The sequence below is a fragment of the Micromonospora sp. NPDC002717 genome, from assembly GCF_040295705.1.
GTDB lineage: Bacteria > Actinomycetota > Actinomycetes > Mycobacteriales > Micromonosporaceae > Micromonospora.
On the sequence record NZ_JBEOVW010000039.1, the window covers coordinates 1 to 16,808 of the forward strand.

The 16,808-nt window shown below is 69.5% G+C and carries 15 protein-coding genes; 11 read left to right on the forward strand and 4 right to left on the reverse strand.

All coding sequences use genetic code 11. The features are described 5' to 3' along the window. On the reverse strand, positions 1-145 hold a 145-nt coding region (locus ABT006_RS31630; RefSeq protein WP_350712184.1), incomplete at its 3' end, for a helix-turn-helix domain-containing protein. 101 nt (positions 146-246) lie between these two features. Between ABT006_RS31630 and ABT006_RS31635 the strand changes: the two genes are divergently transcribed. The 4 genes from ABT006_RS31635 (at position 247) to ABT006_RS31650 (ending at position 3,936) form a co-directional block, all read left to right on the forward strand. Beyond that, positions 247-1,704: an argininosuccinate lyase gene (locus ABT006_RS31635; RefSeq protein WP_350712141.1), complete on the forward strand. Its 1,458-nt coding sequence runs from the start codon at positions 247-249 to the stop codon at positions 1,702-1,704. Between the two features lie 37 nt (positions 1,705-1,741). After that, positions 1,742-2,671: an ROK family protein gene (locus ABT006_RS31640; RefSeq protein WP_350712142.1), complete on the forward strand. Its 930-nt coding sequence runs from the start codon at positions 1,742-1,744 to the stop codon at positions 2,669-2,671. An 84-nt stretch (positions 2,672-2,755) separates the two neighbouring features. After that, positions 2,756-3,421 (forward strand): SMI1/KNR4 family protein, encoded by a 666-nt coding sequence (locus ABT006_RS31645; RefSeq protein ID WP_350712143.1) that lies wholly within the window; start codon positions 2,756-2,758, stop codon positions 3,419-3,421. Positions 3,422-3,516: 95 nt separating this feature from the next. Next, positions 3,517-3,936, forward strand: a complete 420-nt coding sequence (locus ABT006_RS31650; RefSeq protein ID WP_350712144.1) for an MmcQ/YjbR family DNA-binding protein — start codon at positions 3,517-3,519, stop codon at positions 3,934-3,936. 113 nt (positions 3,937-4,049) lie between these two features. Here the strand turns inward: ABT006_RS31650 and ABT006_RS31655 are convergent, their stop codons facing one another. Together ABT006_RS31655 and ABT006_RS31660 are read right to left on the reverse strand one after the other, a co-directional pair. Next, on the reverse strand, positions 4,050-4,373 hold the full coding sequence (locus ABT006_RS31655; protein ID WP_350712145.1) for a hypothetical protein: 324 nt from the start codon (positions 4,371-4,373) through the stop codon (positions 4,050-4,052). 324 nt (positions 4,374-4,697) lie between these two features. After that, complete coding sequence (locus ABT006_RS31660) at positions 4,698-5,342, reverse strand: TetR/AcrR family transcriptional regulator (RefSeq protein ID WP_350712146.1); 645 nt, start codon at positions 5,340-5,342, stop codon at positions 4,698-4,700. 127 nt (positions 5,343-5,469) lie between these two features. Between ABT006_RS31660 and ABT006_RS31665 the strand changes: the two genes are divergently transcribed. Continuing rightward, a complete protein-coding gene (locus ABT006_RS31665) occupies positions 5,470-6,414 on the forward strand; it encodes an alpha/beta hydrolase (RefSeq protein ID WP_350712147.1) in 945 nt (314 codons plus the stop codon). Between the two features lie 90 nt (positions 6,415-6,504). On the opposite strand, the gene ABT006_RS31670 is transcribed toward ABT006_RS31665, so the two are convergent. Further along, positions 6,505-8,004 (reverse strand): aminotransferase class I/II-fold pyridoxal phosphate-dependent enzyme, encoded by a 1,500-nt coding sequence (locus ABT006_RS31670; protein WP_350712148.1) that lies wholly within the window; start codon positions 8,002-8,004, stop codon positions 6,505-6,507. A gap of 311 nt (positions 8,005-8,315) precedes the next feature. Here ABT006_RS31670 and ABT006_RS31675 point away from each other — a divergent pair, with 311 nt between their 5' ends. The 6 genes from ABT006_RS31675 to ABT006_RS31700 are packed head-to-tail and all read left to right on the forward strand — an operon-like array spanning position 8,316 to position 16,747. Further along, entirely contained in the window at positions 8,316-9,992 is a 1,677-nt protein-coding gene (locus ABT006_RS31675; RefSeq protein WP_350712149.1) for an ABC transporter family substrate-binding protein, read from the forward strand. Between the two features lie 28 nt (positions 9,993-10,020). Beyond that, positions 10,021-11,505, forward strand: a complete 1,485-nt coding sequence (locus ABT006_RS31680; RefSeq protein WP_350712150.1) for an ABC transporter substrate-binding protein — start codon at positions 10,021-10,023, stop codon at positions 11,503-11,505. A gap of 50 nt (positions 11,506-11,555) precedes the next feature. After that, a complete protein-coding gene (locus ABT006_RS31685) occupies positions 11,556-12,542 on the forward strand; it encodes an ABC transporter permease (RefSeq protein WP_350712151.1) in 987 nt (328 codons plus the stop codon). Continuing rightward, positions 12,529-14,313, forward strand: a complete 1,785-nt coding sequence (locus ABT006_RS31690; RefSeq protein ID WP_350712152.1) for a dipeptide/oligopeptide/nickel ABC transporter permease/ATP-binding protein — start codon at positions 12,529-12,531, stop codon at positions 14,311-14,313. The genes ABT006_RS31685 and ABT006_RS31690 overlap by 14 nt, the downstream gene beginning before the upstream one ends. Beyond that, complete coding sequence (locus tag ABT006_RS31695) at positions 14,310-15,209, forward strand: ATP-binding cassette domain-containing protein (protein ID WP_350712153.1); 900 nt, start codon at positions 14,310-14,312, stop codon at positions 15,207-15,209. Before ABT006_RS31690 ends, ABT006_RS31695 begins: the two co-directional genes overlap by 4 nt. A gap of 56 nt (positions 15,210-15,265) precedes the next feature. Beyond that, on the forward strand, positions 15,266-16,747 hold the full coding sequence (locus ABT006_RS31700; protein WP_350712154.1) for an ABC transporter substrate-binding protein: 1,482 nt from the start codon (positions 15,266-15,268) through the stop codon (positions 16,745-16,747). Positions 16,748-16,808: the final 61 nt, after the last annotated feature.

Genomic DNA, 16,808 nt, shown 5'->3' on the forward strand with positions numbered 1-16,808 from the left:
GTTGGGTGGCGTATGCGCGGGTCCGCATCTCGAGGGCTTTGTTGTAGACCAAGCGTACGCACCCGAAGGTGCGGTTGAGTTGTTCGGCCTGCTCATCGGTGGGATAGAAGCGGTACTTGTACGCCCGCTTCACCACCCCGCCCACATTTCACAGGCTATCAGTCCATTGTGTTACACGATTGTTGAGGGGAGGCAGCGGCGTTTCCTCCCGGCCCTGAACGGCCGGGTTTCCACGCCGCAACTCTGATGAACACACCCGCGCTGACCACCTACCAGCGGCACCACCTCCGGCCGACCTACGACCACCACGTCGGGTACCTGTTCCCGGCCATGGTGCGGGCCAGCCAGGCGCACGTGGTGATGCTGACCGAGCAGGGGCTCATCCCCGCCGAGCGGGGCGCCCGGCTGCTGCGCGGGCTGGCCGAACTGCGCGCCGACACCGCCGGTGCGCCGGAGTTCGACGGCACGTTCGAGGACACCTACTACCTGATGGAGAAGCGGCTGGCGCAGGCGTGCGGCATCTCCACGTCCGAGCTGGACGTGCAGATGGCCCGCAGCCGCAACGACCTCGACGCCGGGGTGTTCCGGATGCTGCTGCGCGACCAGTTGCTCGGGGTCCTCGACCGGGTCCTGGCCGCCGGCGCGACCGCCCTGGACTCGGCGCACCGGTACGCCGACGTGGTCATCACCGGCTACACCCACCGCCGGCCGGCCCAGCCCACCACCATCGGGCACGCCCTCGCCGGCTACGCCGAGGCCCTCGCCGGCGAGGCCGTCGCGTACGCCGACGTGATCGAGACCCTCAACACCTCGCCGCTGGGCTCCTGCGCGTTCGCCGGCACCGACCTGGACATCGCCCCGGCCCGCGTGGCCGAGCTGCTCGGCTTCGGCGGCCTGGTCACCAACTCCTACGAGGCGGTGGCCGGCGCGGACCACCTCGTCCGGGTCGGCACCCTCAACGCCCAGGCCCTCGCGACCGGCGCCCGGCTGGCCCGCACCCTGATGGACTGGCTGAGCTGGCGCTGGGTGACCACCCCCGGCGACTTCACCCAGGGCAGCAGCATCATGCCGCAGAAGCGCAACCCGGTGGTGCTGGAACACCTCGTCTCGATGGCCGGCGCCACCGCCGCCGACGCCGCCTCCGTGCTCAACAACGTCGGCGCAGCCTGGTGGGAGGACTCCAACAACGCCACCACCGACGTGCAGGTCCGGCTCTGGGAGAGCAACGACCGCACCGACCGGTTCTTCGCCCTGCTCGGCGGCTTCCTCGCCGAGATCGAGCCGCTCGAGCCGCCGTCGCGGGAGGAGATCGTCGCCTCCGGCGCCACCACCACCGCCGCGGCGGACGCGCTGACCCGACACGGGGTGCCGTTCCGGGCCGCCCATTCCGTGGTCGGCCGGCTGGTGCGCGGCGGCGCTCCGGACACCTGGACCGCGCAGACCGTCCGCGCGGCGGCCGAGGGGATCGCCGACGGGCTGGCCGACGCCGCCGTCGCCGACCTGATCGCTGCCGCCGTACGCCCCGAGCTGGTGCTCGACCGCGCCCAGGTCGACGGCCCCGGCGCGGACGCCGTCCGGGCCCAGGTGGCGGTGCTGCGTGGCACCTTCGACGCCGTCGTCGGCCGGCTGGCCGCCGTCCGGGACCGCCTGGCCGCCGCCGACAAGGCGCTGGACGCGGTCGCCGCCGAGCGGGCGGGCCGATGAGCGCCGGCGCGGGGGTCGTGACCACGGGGACGGGACGGTGAGCGTGCGGTTGGCCGGTCGGGCCGCCGAGGCCGCCGAGGCGGCCGGCGACGCCGGCGTGCTGCTCGGCATCGACTTCGGCGGCACCAAGATGGCGGTCGGGGTGGCCGACGGGCAGGGGCGGCTGCTGGCCCGCGAGCGGGTCCCGACGTACGCCGAACGGGGCGCCCCGCAGGCCCTCGACCGGGCGCTGGAGCTGGCCGCGAAGCTGGTGGGGGAGGTCGGCTCGCCGGTCGTCGCGGCCGGCATCGCCTCGCCCGGCGTGGTGCGGCCGGACGGGATCGACCTGGCCCCGAACGTGCCCGGCTGGGACCGGCTGCGGCTCGCCGACGCGGTCCGGGACCGGCTGGCGGTGCCGGCGGTGGCGGTCGACAACGACCTGAACGCCGCCGCCCTGGCCGAGCTGCGGATCGGCGCGCTGCGCGACGCCGACCCCGGCCTGGTGGTCGGCCTCGGCACGGGCGTCGCGGCGGCGGCCACGGTCCGCGGGGCGGTGCTGGCCGGTCACCACGGGGCGGCCGGTGAGATCGGCTACGCCGTGGCCGGCGGCCCGTGGCCGGGCACCATGCTGGAGCTGGACTTCTCCGGCCGGGCGCTGGACGGGCTCGCGGACTCGCTCGGGCTGCCGGGCGGCGCGCCCGCGCTGGCCGCCGCCGCCGAGCGTCCCGGCCCGGCCCGGGACGCGCTGACCGCCCGGGTGGACGAGCTGGCCCGACACCTGGTCACCTGCTGCCTGCTGCTCGACCCGCAGCGGGTGGTGCTGGTCGGCGGGGTGGCCGGCAACGAACTGATCCGGGGTCTGCTGGGGGAGCGGCTCGCCGCCGTCCTGCCGTACCCGCCGGAGGTGGTGCTGTCCCGGTTCGCCGACGACGCCGCGCTGCTCGGCGCGGTGATCCTCGCCCGCGAGGCGGTCCCGACGCCCCGGTGACACCCGGCGCTGACCGGCGGCCGGCTCCCGCACCGGGGGCCGGCCGCCCCGTCGTTGTCGGTGCCCGCCGATAGGGTCCCGGCCGTGACGCACACCGACTGGTCAGACGTATGCGGGCGGCTCGCCCGGCTGGCCGCCCACCCCGGCGGTGACAAGGTCTTCGGTGCCCACGCGCACCGGTGGACGCTGGAGCCGCCGCTGCGCGCCGAGGAGATGGCCGAGCTGGTCGGGCAGCTGCGGGTCGAGCTGCCCGAGGAGTACCGCTCGTTCCTGCTCGCCGCCGGCCGGGGCGGCGCCGGTCCGACCTACGGGCTGTTCCCGCTGCGCAGGGTGGACGGCCGCTGGGCGTGGGAGGGCGACGGAGCCGACCTCACCGATCGGGACACGCTGCACCAGCCGTTCCCGCACACCGAGCCCTTCAACCCGGCCGACGGGCTGCCCGAGCCTCCCGACGAGGAGGACTACGACACCGTCGAGGCATTCAACGAGGCCGAGGACGCCTACTGGGAACGGCACGACACGTTGGTCTACGCCCCCGAGCACTCGATCGGGCTGCTCTACCTGTGCCATCTCGGCTGCGCGATGCGCGAGGCGCTGGTGGTCAGCGGCCCGGCACGCGGCCAGATGTGGGCCGACGACACCGCTGACGGCTCCGGCTTCCGGCCGCTGCGCGACGCCGACGGCACGCCGCTGGGCTTCGCCCGCTGGTACCGGCGCTGGCTCGACGAGGCCGACGCCGCCGTCGCCTGACCGGCCGCGCGGCCGCCGTCCGCTGCTGGCAGCGCAGCGAACCGACGGCCGGCGAGGGCGGCAGAAGTGTCGGTGGGCGCGGTTACGGTGCGGGCATGACCGCCCCCGGAGACGTGCCGTCGGAGTTCCTCGACCGGCTGCGGCCGATCTGTCGCGAGCTGCCGGAGAGCTACGAGGAGCCGGCCTGGGTGGGGGTGCGCTGGCGGATCCGCAAGCGCACCTTCGCCCACGTGCTCACCGTCGACCCCGACCACCAGATGGCGTACGCCCGGGCCGTTGCGACCGACGAGCCAACCTGCGTGCTGACGTTCCGCTCGCCCCTCGACGAGGTCCACGCGCTGGTGGCCGGCGGTCACCCGTTCTTCAAGCCGGACTGGGGCGCCGACGTGCTGGGCATGGTGCTCGACGACGGCGTCGACTGGGCCGAGGTCGGCGAGTTGCTCACCGAGAGCTACTGCCTGCTCGCCCCGAAGAAGCTGGCCGCCCGGATCACCGGGCCGGCCGGGCCGGCCTGAGTCCCGGCAGCACGCCGGCCACGACGAACGCCGCACCCGGCAGGCGGGTGCGGCGGCGAAGACGGTCGGCACCGACCGGGCGCGTACGTCCGGCTCGGCCCGAGGTTGGCGCCCTACGCGGCTGACGCGGCCGGCCGGGGGCGGCGCGCCGACCCGGCTGCGGCCGGCCGGTCGGTACGGTCCGGTTGCCTCGGGACGCCGGGCGACGACGGCTGCGTGGCGGAGTCGGCCCGGGCCACGCGCAGCGCGTGCTGGGCGTTGTTCCAGGCCGGGCAGGGCCACGCCTGGCCCGCGCAGAGCAGGTTGCGGCAGCCGCCGTTCCCGTCCGGTTCGTGGGCGTCGGCCACGTCCAGGGCGAGCTTCCACAGCAGTGGATCGGTCACCTCGTCAGGACGGTCGGCCTGGCGGTCGGACCGGTCGATGCTGGTGTCGGACACGAGTGATCCCCCCTCGGGCGCAGGTGCGACTTCCACCTTCTCCATTTTTCGTGCCGGTGAAACCTCTACCCCGGCACAGCCTGGCAGGTGTCGGGCGGGCGCCCGGGGAGGCTCGCGCGGTCAGTTCAGGTCGAGTCGCACGGTGACAATCTTCCCGGCCGGCATCGGCAGCCGCACCTGCCGTCACCGTCGTGGTCGGCGGGTTGCCGAGCCTGTCGAGGACGTCTGCGCTGGTCAACACTACACCGTGCCCATCCGCCGCCAGCCCGGTGGTCGGGGCCGGTGGCGGGGGTGACGCTGGTCGGGCGATCCACCGCCGACGGGCTAACGCCGACGGGCATGCTGCGCGGCGTGCAGGTAGGCGACCAGGAGGTCGACGATCTCGTCGGTCAGCTGTCGGGTGTCGATGTCGCCTGGTTGTTGGCTGACGTACCGGTGGACCAGGGACTCGATGACCGCTACCACGATGCGGGCGTTGCGTGCTGGTTCGGGGAGGTCGAGGGAGGGGTCCCGGCGCAGGAGTTGCTCGACGGTGTCGGCGGCGTCGCGTTCGGCCTGGTGGAATCGGGCCAGCAGCTCGGGCGGGCGCGGGGACTCCTCGAACAGCACCTTGTGCAGGCGTGGGTCGCGTGTGTGCAGGTCGGCGTACGCGGCGACGGTCGCCGGCAGCCAGTGCATCAGCGTCGGAGGGGTGGCGGTGACGGCGAGGGCCGCTCGCACGGTCGCGGCGCTCTCGTCGATGTGTGCGAGTGCGAGGGTGAGCAGGATCGAGTCCTTGTTCGGAAAGTACTGGTACACCGAGCCGACGGAGAGCCTTGCGGCCTCGGCGATGCGGTCGGTGGTGCCCGCGGCGTGCCCGTAGTCGGCGAAAACGCGAGCCGCGGCGTCGAGGATGCGCTGGCGGGTCTGCCGGGAGCGTTGCTGCTGGGGCGTTTTCCTGGGCTGATGCGGTGACGGCCGAGAAGGCAACCGAACTCCCGAATGCGAGTACCAGAAAGCGAGGAATTCCTCATACCATAGCCGGGAGCTGCGGAGACTCGCCTACTGCGAGGCGGTGGGCGTGGCGAAGCCGAATGAGGTCAGCAGGGAGGGACCGATGGTGGTCGCGCCGGACACCTATCAACACGTCATGCACTGGCGCGCCTACCAGCGGTTCTATCCCGCACAGTTGCGCGTCACCGCAGCCAATGCCCCGACGGAGCAGTGGTGGAGGTGGCGCGGCACGGACGTGCACCTGGACCGGCTGGCAGCGCCCGACGCGCCGGCCAAGCTCATCCTGCTGCACGGCGCGGGCGGTTACGGACGCATGCTCGCGCCCTACGCGCGCCTGCTGACCCGCACCACACCGATGGAGGTGGTGGCGCCGGACCTGATCGGCTACGGGCTGAGCAGGATCGGCAAGCGACCGGTCGGCTACCAGGAGTGGATCGACTGCGTGGCCGACCTCGTCGTGGCCGAGAAGGCGCGCGACGGACGACCGGTGTTCCTGCTCGGGGCGAGTATGGGTGGGATGTTGGCCTACTCGGTCGCCGCCCTCGGGAACGTCGCCGGCCTGATCGTGACCTGCCTGCTCGACCCGCGCGACGTCGCGGTCCGGATGCGGATGACCCGCCTGCCGATCATGGGAAGGACAGCGCTGCCGATGTTGCACCACCTGCGCTGGCTGGGCCGGCTTCACATCCCCATGCGCTGGGTGGCGAACATGGGCGCGATGAGCAACGATTCCGCGTTGACGGCGCTGGTCGCAGCAGATCCCGCCGGCGGCGGCAATCGCGTCTCGCTGACGTTCCTCCGCACCTTCCTGTCCTCAGCGCCACCGGTGGAGCCAGAGCAGTTCACCGCCTGCCCCGTGCTGATGGCCCACCCGGCAGCCGACCGCTGGACCCCACCGGAACTGAGCCTGCCCTTCTTCGGACGTATCACTGCGCGCACGCAACTTGTGCTGTTGGGCGAAGCCGGGCACCTGCCGATCGAGGAACCGGGCCTCTCCCAGATGCGGCAGGCCGTCGACGGCTTCGTCAGCCAGCTTCTGCCGAGGTGACACCGCTGATCCTGGCCACGATCGGGGTGCGTGGCAGGACTGCGGCGGGCACCCTGGCGCTGCCTGCGTTCGCGCAGCGCAGCGGGTATCTCATCGCCGTGTTCGAGCGGCCACCCAGGGAGTTGAGGCCTGGTCTCGACTCGGGTCGGGTCTGGCGGGAACGGGGGAGTCTTCGTTTGCCTTGGTGGGCATCCGGCAGGCTTGGGCTATCGTTTGGGCCATTTCGTCGATGCCGTGGACCAGTGCGGTGCCGTTGATGTGCACATGATGCTGTGCGGCCGGGTGGGCATGGAAGAAGCTGCCGGGATGAACGACGATGCCGTGCCGACTGAGTCGGGTGCAGACCGAATGCTCGTCGGGAACTGGCAGCCAGATGTGGGGTCCTTCGGTCGGTTCGAGGTCGAATCCGCGTCTGGTGAGGGCCTGGCTGAATTCGGAGTGCCTTCGCTTGCACTCCGCGATGAATTCGTTCGTGTGGCGTATCGCGTCCGCGTCCGTCAATTGGAACGCCAGCGCGAGTTGCAGGACGCGGCTGACCCAGCGTGACGAGTAGGTGAGTCGCAGCCACATCATGTCGATGTACTCCGGCGAGCCGCCTACGACGGCGACGCGCAGGTCGGCGCCGAAGAAGAAGTTGTAGGCCTGCATGTGCACGACACGGCTCGGAAGGCGGGTCGCCAGAGACCGCTGTGCTGACCGCATGAGGGCGGTCTGCGAAAGTTCGAAGATGGGAAATGCTTCGTTCTGGAGCAGGGATGCCGCCCCGTCGATCCACTCTTCGCTGACTGTCAGTCCGGACGGCGCGTTTCCGCTGGGCTGGTAGATCATCGCGGTTGGTTTGCTGATCAGCGCAACCCGTAGTTGATCAAGATCTGGGCCGCCCGGTCGGTAGTCGATGGGGATCGTGGTGGCACCGATGGAATCCAGGATGTCGAGCACCCGTGCCTGGGTGGGTGACTCGATGATGACCCGATCGCCTGGGCGGACCACGGCGGCAAGCGCCAGTTCGATGGCGTCGATGATCCCGTGGGTGGCGAGAAAATGGGTGGTCTCGAACGGCCAGAATGGCTGGACCGCCTCCGCCAACTCGGGGGCGACCGGGTCGGCGAAGGTGTTGTGCAACGCCCGGTTGCTCAGCGCGTAGGCGAGCGCGGGTGCCAGGTCCGGAGGGGGCAGATCATCCCGTCGCAGATTTCCCAGATCGATGGGCATCGTCGACGAGGTGCGCACCATGCTGTCGAATCGCCTGGCCCGTGGCGGCTGCGGCGGCCCGAGGACGAAAGTGCCGCCGCGGCGCCGGGTCTCGATGACGTACCGGGAACTGAGCGTCTTCCAGGCCTGCGCTACCGATGACCGGCTCATCCCCAGTTTGGCCGCCAGATCCCGCACGGTGGGCAGTTGCGATTGGGCCGGCAGGTCGCCGGACGCGATCAGGTCGAGGATCGCCCGGGCCAACGCATTGGTCGTGCGCAATGTGAGCCGCGACTGGATGAGTCGCATGCATTCCTGGCTGTCCAGCGGCGCTGGTGGTGTCACGGTTGGTGTCCTCCGAATAGCGAAACGCGCCCGAGGGTCAACGCCGTCGACCATCAAGCGCCGCGGTCGGCGGGGTAGGCGTGCCGGGTGGTGACTGTAGCCGCCAGGTGTGAGGCACGGGGGGCGCCGGCCCGCGGGTGCGGGGCCGGCCCTCGAGGAGGCGGTCGAGGAGGCGGTCAGGATATGTCCATAGACATTGTAATGTTGACCAGAACATAAGCCGAACTTAGCTTCTACGGCGTTGACCTCGAACTTTGAGGGTCCTGGCCGCGGAGTCCAGCCACCCTGGCAACCGCCCCCCGGAGTCGAACACCAGCCACACGACGTCGCGTACCCCCATCACTTGAACCAGAGGACGTGTGCCCGTGAAAGCCTCTCGACGCCTCGTGGTCGCTGTCGCGCTCGCCGCGCTGGTCGGGCCCGCAGGTTGCACGAAGATCGACGATGACAAGTCCCAGACGCCGACCGCCGCGAGCGAGGTTACGGCCGGCGGGACGTTGACCTTGGCCGCCACCAGCGCTCCGGTGGACTGGAACCCCCTGTCCGCCGCCGGCGACACCACCGGCCAGCGCCAGCAGCAGTGGCCCTTCTATCCGCATCCGTTCCTGACCAACCCCGACACCAGCGTGGTGCTCAACAAGGCGCTCCTGGAGTCCGCCGAGGTGGTTGGCACCAGCCCGATGAAGGTCGAGTACAAGATCCAGCAGAAGGCCGTCTGGTCGGACGGGACCCCGATCACCGGCAAGGACTTCGCGTACACCCAGGCGGTGCAGGACCCGAAGAAGTGCGCCGGGTGCAAGGCCGCGTTCACCGAGGGCTACTCGCTGATCACCTCTGTCGAGACCAGCAGCGACGGCAAGACGGTGACGATGACCTACGCGAAACCGTTCGCGATGTGGCAGGCCCTGTTCAACTACATCCTGCCGGCGCACGTGGCCGAGACCTACGGGGACCTGGCGACCTCCTTCAACGAAGGCTTCGGCAAGAACGTGCCGAAGTTCTCGGGCGGGCCGTACCTGATCAAGGACTACCAGGACGGCGTCTCGATGACCATGGTCAAGAACCCCAAGTGGTACGGGGATCCGGCGAACCTGGACACCATCACGACGCGCTACATCTCGGGCCAGGGCGCGCAGATCACGGCGCTGCAGAACGGTGAGATCGATCTGGTCTACCAGAACCCGACTCTCGACACCGTCAACCAGGTGAAGGCCATGAACGGCATGACCGTTCAGGTCGGTTCGACGCTCACCTACTTCCACCTCGGCATGAAGACCACCGGCGACGTGATGAGCGACGCGGCCCTGCGCAAGGCGATCGCCACCGCGCTCGACCTCGACGACATGCGTAAGCGCACGGTCGGCCAGTACGCGCCGGACCTGGTGACCATGAAGAGCAGCACGTACGTCCCCGGGCAGAAGGTGGGTGGCATCGACGCCTACCGCGAGAACATCGACGAGCTCAACATCGGCAAGGGCGACAGCAAGGCCGCGCTCGACATCCTGCAGAAGGCGGGATATCGCGTGACCGACGGCAGGCTGATCCTCCCCGACGGGAAGCCCCTGCGCGATCTGAAGATGTTGACCCTGTCCACCGACGTGCTCCGCATGGAGCTCGCGCAGATCACCCAGTCCCAACTCAAGCAACTGGGCATCACCGTGGCCATCGACGCGGCCGACGGCTCGCGCTACTCGCCGGCGCTGCGTACGGGCAGCTTCGACCTCATGGCCACCGGAACGGCGCTCGACCTGGGTGCGCTGTCCCTGCAGCAGTGGTACGGCACCGGCGCGGCCCGCTCGTTCGGCTATTCATCCGCCGAGGCGGACCGGATCCTGGCGGCGGCCGCCACCGAACTCGATCCGCGCAAGCAGGTCGAGCTGATGAACGAACTCGACCGGACCCTGATGTCCGACGGTGTGGTGCTGCCGCTGTTCGCCAGCCCGCAGATGGCCGTCCACCCGAACAAGTTCGCCAACATCTTCATCAACCCCAGCAAGTACGGAACCACCATGAATGTCGAGCAGTGGGGTCTGCGCAAGTAGTCGCGCAATCATTCGAGAAAGGATTTAGATGACGATCGACTTTGTGGTGGCCACCCCGCATGACGCGGTGGAATTCAACGACGTCTACCGCAACACCACCGCGAGTGCCGGATACATCGCCTGCAACAACATCTACAACCGGGTGGTTCTCAACGAGTGGTTCGAGATCAACCCGTTCCCGGACCTGGCCACGCACTGGGAGCAGTTGGACGGGTCGCGCCGGTGGCGCTTCCATCTCAACCAGGCGGCACGCTGGCAGGACGGCACCCCGCTGACCGCGCACGACGTCGTCTACACCCACCTGCACGCGATGAAGATGGGATACACCGGCGGCCGGTTCCTGAAGGACGTGGAGACGATCGTCGCGGTTGACGACCACACCGTCGACTACCACCTGCACACCCCCAACGCCGGATTCCTCGTCCTGCTGGGGAACTTCATCTTCACCCACATCCTGCCCCGGCACCTGTACGAGGGAACGGACTGGGCGACGAACCCGCACAACCTGAAGCCGGTCGGCTCCGGCCCGTTCCGGCTGGCGGAATGGATACCGGGCGAGCACGTCGTGATGGAGGCGGTGAAGAACCACTGGGGGCCGCAGCCGGAGATCGACCGACTGATCCTGAAGATCGTCCCGGACCGGGACGAGTGCGTCCGGATGGTGGCCCGCGGTGAGGCTCACTTCTTCCCCCAGGACACCCTGACCAAGGACCGGCTGCACCTGCTCGACGGCGCCACGGCGGACATCGAGCTGCTGCGTGATCCGGGGCCGGGAATGGCGCTGCTGGACTTCAACCACGGCCGGCAGCTCTGGCAGGACCAGCGCGTCCGGGAGGCGGTCGCCCTCGCCGTCGACCGGAAGGAGATCGCCGAACTCGGTGACCCGGGAGTTTCGCAGGCGTGGGACCACTACCTGCTGGGTTCGGTGGAGTGGGCGTTCAACCCGGATGCCAAGGCGCCGGGCCATGACGTGGAACGGGCGCGCGCGTTGCTCGACGAGGCCGGCGTGACGGCCGACGCCTCCGGCGTACGGGCCCGGCTCTCGATGTTCTACATGGACAGCTTCCACGGGCACAAACCACTGGCGGAGATGATCACCCGTCAGCTGGGCGCGATCGGCTTCGACGTCACCTTCGAGGGACTCTCGTCCGTGGACTGGGCGCGCCGGGTCACCGGCGCCCACGACTTCGACCTGATCATCGTCGGCGGATCGATGGCGCCCGACCCGGAGATCACCGCCCCGAAGTACACCAGCGGCGGCCAGGGCAACATGGCCCAGCACCACAACCCTGACGTCGATGCCGCCTACCTCGCCGCACGCACTGCGGGCAGCCTGGCCGAACGCGGCGCGCACTACCGGCGCCTGCAGGAAGTCTGGGCCAGGGACACCGAGTGGGTGCCGCTGTTCTGGTACGGCACGTACTTCGCCCGCAGCAGCAAGTTCTACGGCTGGTCCGACCAACTCGGCTACTCCGTGCCCTGGTGGCACTGGGGCCGCATCCGCGCGGTCTGAACCCGCGGTAACCACAGACAGATCTTCCCGAGGAGAGGAGGCGCGGAGACATGATTCGGTTGATCCTTCGACGGCTGGCAAGCGCCATCCTGGTCTTGCTGCTCGCTTCCATCGTGATCTTCACAGTGATCTCGGTCTCGGGAGATCCGCTGGCCGAGCTCCGGGACCGGCAACCGCCGGTCCCGGAGTCGGTGATCGCCGCCGAGGAAGCGCGGTTGGGCCTGAACCGACCGCTACCGCTGCGCTATCTCACCTGGCTCGGCGGGGTGCTCACCGGCGACTTCGGTCCGTCGACGATCGCCACCCGCGACATCGGGGCCGAGCTGGGCACCCGGGTCGGGGTCACCCTGCGCCTGGTCCTGCTGGCCATCGTGCTGGCGCTCGTGCTTTCCCTGATCGCCGGCACGGTATCCGCGCTTCACCAGCGTCGCTGGCCGGACCTGCTGATGACCCCGGCCGCGTTCGTGCTTCTCGCGCTGCCGTCGTTCTGGCTGGCAGTGTTGTTGAAGCAGTGGGGGATCGGGCTGAACGACCTGACCGGCTACCAGATCTTCTACACGGTGGGGGAGGCGTCGGTGCCCCGACCAGAGGGCCTACTGCCCCTGGCCGGGGACATCGCCGGGCACCTGGTCCTGCCGACGATCGTGCTGGCCCTGGTGCACTTCGCGACCTGGAGCCGCTACCAACGCGCGGCGGTGGCCGAAGGACTGGCCGGGGACCACGTCCGGTTCGCCGTACTCAAGGGGCTGTCCCGCCGGCGCATCGTCAGGTCGTACGTGGTCCGCCCCGCGCTCATCCCGATCGTGACCATCGTCGCGCTGGACCTTCCGGTCGTCTTCTCCGGTGCGGTGATCACCGAGACGGTCTTCCAGTGGCGCGGCATGGGCGGGTTCCTGCTCGAGTCGATCGCGCTGCGCGACACGAACGCCGTACTCGCGTGGTTGCTCATCGCCGCGACCGCCGTGGTCGTCTTCAACCTTCTCGCCGACATCCTGTACGGCCTCGTGGATCCGCGGGTGCGTTATGCCAAGTCCTGAGCTGACCAAAGATCTGGCGATCGAACCCGGCGCGACGGGGCGTGAACCCGGGACGTCGAGGCTGGCCGTCACCGCCCGCCGGTTTCTCCGGCACAGGGTGGGCATGGTCGCCCTGGGCGTACTCGTCGTCGTCATCCTCGCGGCCGTCATCGTCCCGCCGCTCTGGCCGTACAACTACACCGACATCACGTCCGAACTGTCGCAGGCACCGTCACCGCAACACCCGATGGGTACGGACACCCTGGGCCGTGACCTGTTCGCGCTGGTGCTCCGCGGCATGCAGCAGTCGCTCCTGATCGCCTTCTCGGTCACCATCGTCGCCTGCATCATCGGCGTGGTCCTGGGCGTGACGGCCGGGTACTTCGGCAGCCTCGTCGACGCCACCGTGATGCGCGCCGTCGATCTCGTGCTCACGCTGCCCACCCTCGCCCTCGCCGCGTTCCTGGGCTCGCTGGTCGCCGGCCGGGGAGTCTCCTGGCTCGGCCTCGCGCTGGTTCTCGGGGCGCTCATGTGGACCTCGGTCGCCCGCCTGGTCCGCGGCGTGGTGCTGAGTCTGCGCGAGCAGGCCTTCGTGGATGCGGCGCGGGTGATGGGGGCGAGCCCGGCCCGGATCATGTTCCGGCACCTGGTGCCCAACGTCTCGGACCACATCGTGGTAGCCGGCACGCTGATGTTCGGCGTGGCGATTCTCGCCGAGAGCAGCCTGTCCTTCCTCGGGTTCGGGGTGCAGCCACCGGACACCTCGCTGGGCCTACTGGTGGCGAACGCGCAATCGGCGGTGCTGACCCGGCCGTGGCTGTTCTACTTCCCGGGCTTCCTGATCATCACCATCGTGCTGGCGGTCAACTACGTCGGAGAGGGGCTGCGGGACGCCTTCAACCCGAAGTCCTCACCGACCAACCCACTGGCGAAACCGCGCTCAACCGCCAGCCGTCGCCGCCGCAGGGAGCCGCCCGTGCGGGAGGTGGCAGGGGCGGGGGAGGCACTGCTGAAGGTGACCGACCTCTCCGTGCGGTTCGGTGCGCAGGTGGCGGTGGACTCGATCAGCCTGGAGATCCGGCCGGGCGAGGTGGTCGCCCTCGTCGGCGAGTCGGGGTCAGGAAAGTCACTGACCGGACTGTCGCTGGTGGGGCTGCTTCCCAGCAACGCGACGGGCACCGGGTCGGTCGTCTTCGACGGCGCCGAACTCACCGGCCTGAGCTTCGAGCAGTGGCGGACGTACCGGGGGCGGAGGATCGCGATGATCCTGCAAGATCCGTCCACCACCCTCAACCCGGTGCTCACCATCGGCGCCCAGTTCGAGGACTCGATGAAGCTGGCCGGCGCCGTCAGCCGCGACGAAGCCCGGCGGCGGGCGGTCGAACTCATGGAGAGCGTGGCCATCAAGGACGCGGAGGCCCGCCTCGACCAGCATCCCCATCAGCTCTCTGGCGGTATGCGCCAGCGGATCGCCATCGCCCTGGCGATGGTGCACGACCCGGATCTCATCATCGCCGACGAACCCACCACCGCCCTGGACGTCACGGTGCAGGCCCAGGTGATGGCCACCCTCGCGGTGGCTCGGGAGCGTACCGGCGCGGCCATGCTCTTCATCACCCACGACCTGGCCCTCGTCGCCGGTATCGCCGATCGCGTCGCCGTCATGTACCAGGGCGAGATCGTCGAAGAACGGGATGTCTTCGACATATTCGACGACCCCCGATCGGACTACACGCGGAAGTTGCTGTCGTTGGCCCCACGGCTCACAGGCAAGGCGGTGGAGGGGAAATGAGTGCGCAGACGCGCCCCGGCGATACCGCCGAGCTGCTGCGGGTCATGGAGCTGGTGAAGCACTTCGGCGCGCCGCGCGCTGCCCGCCGGCGCGGACAGTCCATCGTCCACGCCCTCTGCTCGGTTTCGTTCTCGGTCGGCCCGGCGGAGACCGTCGGCATCGTCGGCGAGTCGGGTTCGGGTAAGACCACGCTGCTACGAACCATCCTCGGACTACAGCGGCCGACCGCGGGCCGGGTGCTGTTCCTCGGCGAGGATGTCTCCCAGCTCAAGGGCGCGAGCGCCCGCGCGTTGCAGCGGGAGCTGTCGGTCGTCTTCCAGGACCCGTACACGTCGTTGGATCCGCGGATGACGGTGGCGGACATTCTCGCCGAGCCGGCGCAGATCCACGGCCTGCCGACGACCAGCCGGAATGCGCTGGCCCTCCTCGATCAGGTGCGGCTGCCGGCGACCAGCCTGCGGAAGTTTCCGCACGAGTTCTCCGGTGGTCAGCGTCAACGCATCGCGATCGCCCGCGCGTTGGCCCTGAATCCGAAGCTGATCGTGCTGGACGAGCCCGTGTCCGCACTCGACGTTTCGGTCCAGGCGGCGATCCTGGATCTGCTCAAGGAGTTGCAGCGGGAGCGGGAGGTCTCCTACCTCTTCGTGGCGCACGACCTCGCCGTCGTCGCGGAGATTTCCCAGCGGGTCGGCGTGATGTATGGCGGGCAGATGGTCGAGCTGGGCGCGACCGAGCAGGTGATCGGCGAGCCGAGGCACCCGTACACCCGGGAACTCCTCGCGGCCGTGCCGGTGCCCGACCCGCGGATCGAACGAGCCAAGCCCCGAATGCTGCAGCGCCGGTGGCCGACGGAATCCGACGGACTGCCGCCCTGCCCGCATGGCGACCTTCGCTAGCGACCGCCGAATGGCCAGCTACTTGTCGAACTGCACAGAAACGGAGAGACGTGCCTATGTCTGTCGATTTCGTGGTGGCGACGCCGCATGATGCGGTGGAGTTCAACGATGTGTACCGGAACGTGACGGGTAGCGCTGGCTATCTGGCCTGCAACAACATCTACAACCGGGTCGTGCTGAACGAATGGTACGAGACCAACCCGTTTCCCGACCTGGCCACGCACTGGGAGCAGTTGGACGGGTCGCGCCGGTGGCGCTTCCACCTCAACCAGGCGGCCCGCTGGCAGGACGGCACGCCGCTGACCGCGCACGACGTCGTCTACACCCATCTGCACGCCAAGGAGATGGGCTATCAGGGCGCGATGTTCCTGACGGATGTGGAGACCATCGTCGCGGTCAACGACCACACCGTCGACTACCACCTGCACACCCCGAACGCCGGGTTCCTCGTCCTGCTCGGCAACTTCATCTTCGCGCACATCCTGCCCCGGCACCTGTACGAGGGAACGGACTGGGCGACGAACCCGCACAACCTGAAGCCGGTCGGCTCCGGCCCGTTCCGCCTCGCGGAATGGGTCCCCGGCGAGCACATCATCATGGAGGCGGTGAAGAACCACTGGGGCCCGCGACCGCAGATCGACCGGCTGATCCTGAAGATCGTGCCGGACCGGGACGAGTGCGTCCGGATGGTCGCCCGCGGCGAGGCCCACATCGTTCCCCAGGACACCCTCACCCGCGACCGGTTGGGCCTGGTGGAAGGGGTGCCGGGAGTCGAGATCCTCAAGCGGGAGGGTCCGGGCATGGCGCTGCTGGACTTCAACCACGGCCGCGAGTTGTGGCAGGACCGGCGGGTGCGTGAGGCGATCGCGTACGCGGTGAACCGGGACGAGATCGCCGACCTGGGCGATCCGGGGGTCTCCCAGGCATGGGACCACTACCTGCTCGGATCCTCGTGGGCCTTCAACCAGGACGCCAAGGCGCCCGGTCATGACCCGGAACGGGCACGCGCCCTGCTCGACGATGCCGGTGTCACCGCGGACCGGTCGGGAGTGCGTGCCCGGCTGTCGATGTTCTACATGGACATGTTCCACGGCCACAAACCACTGGCCGAGCTGGTTGCGCGCCAGTTGGGCGAGGTCGGGTTCGAGGTGACCTTCGCCGGCCTGTCGTCGGTGGACTGGTCCCGCCAGGTACGCAAGCAACACGACTTCGACCTGATCATCGTCGGCGGGTCGATGGCGCCGGATCCGGAGATCACGGCGACCAAGTACTCCTCCGGCGGGCGGAACAACATGGGCCTGCACCGCAATGCCGACGTGGACGGCGCCTACGCCGCCGCGCGGACCGCCGCGACGAGGAACGAGCGCCGCGAGCACTACCGGCACCTGCAGGCGGTGTGGGCCAGGGACACCGAGTGGGTGCCGCTGTTCTGGTACGGCACGTACTACCCGCGTAGCGAGAAGTTCTTCGGCTGGGCCGACCAGATCGGCTTCTCCGTACCCTGGTGGCACTGGGGACGCATCAGGCCGGTCTCCTGACCGATGACGACGTCCGGGTGGGCGTCGAGCAGCTCGGTGACGCGCTTGTCGCAGGTGCGCA

What these genes read in the sequence shown, in the direction of transcription:
- ABT006_RS31635 (WP_350712141.1), top strand. Translation starts at nt 247, where the DNA reads ATGAACACACCCGCGCTGACCACCTACCAGCGGCACCACCTCCGGCCG.
- ABT006_RS31685 (WP_350712151.1), top strand. Translation starts at nt 11,556, where the DNA reads ATGATTCGGTTGATCCTTCGACGGCTGGCAAGCGCCATCCTGGTCTTG.
- ABT006_RS31650 (WP_350712144.1), top strand. Translation starts at nt 3,517, where the DNA reads ATGACCGCCCCCGGAGACGTGCCGTCGGAGTTCCTCGACCGGCTGCGG.
- ABT006_RS31690 (WP_350712152.1), top strand. Translation starts at nt 12,529, where the DNA reads ATGCCAAGTCCTGAGCTGACCAAAGATCTGGCGATCGAACCCGGCGCG.
- ABT006_RS31665 (WP_350712147.1), top strand. Translation starts at nt 5,470, where the DNA reads ATGGTGGTCGCGCCGGACACCTATCAACACGTCATGCACTGGCGCGCC.
- ABT006_RS31680 (WP_350712150.1), top strand. Translation starts at nt 10,021, where the DNA reads ATGACGATCGACTTTGTGGTGGCCACCCCGCATGACGCGGTGGAATTC.
- ABT006_RS31670 (WP_350712148.1), bottom strand. Translation starts at nt 8,004, where the DNA reads ATGGTCGACGGCGTTGACCCTCGGGCGCGTTTCGCTATTCGGAGGACA.
- ABT006_RS31695 (WP_350712153.1), top strand. Translation starts at nt 14,310, where the DNA reads ATGAGTGCGCAGACGCGCCCCGGCGATACCGCCGAGCTGCTGCGGGTC.
- ABT006_RS31700 (WP_350712154.1), top strand. Translation starts at nt 15,266, where the DNA reads ATGTCTGTCGATTTCGTGGTGGCGACGCCGCATGATGCGGTGGAGTTC.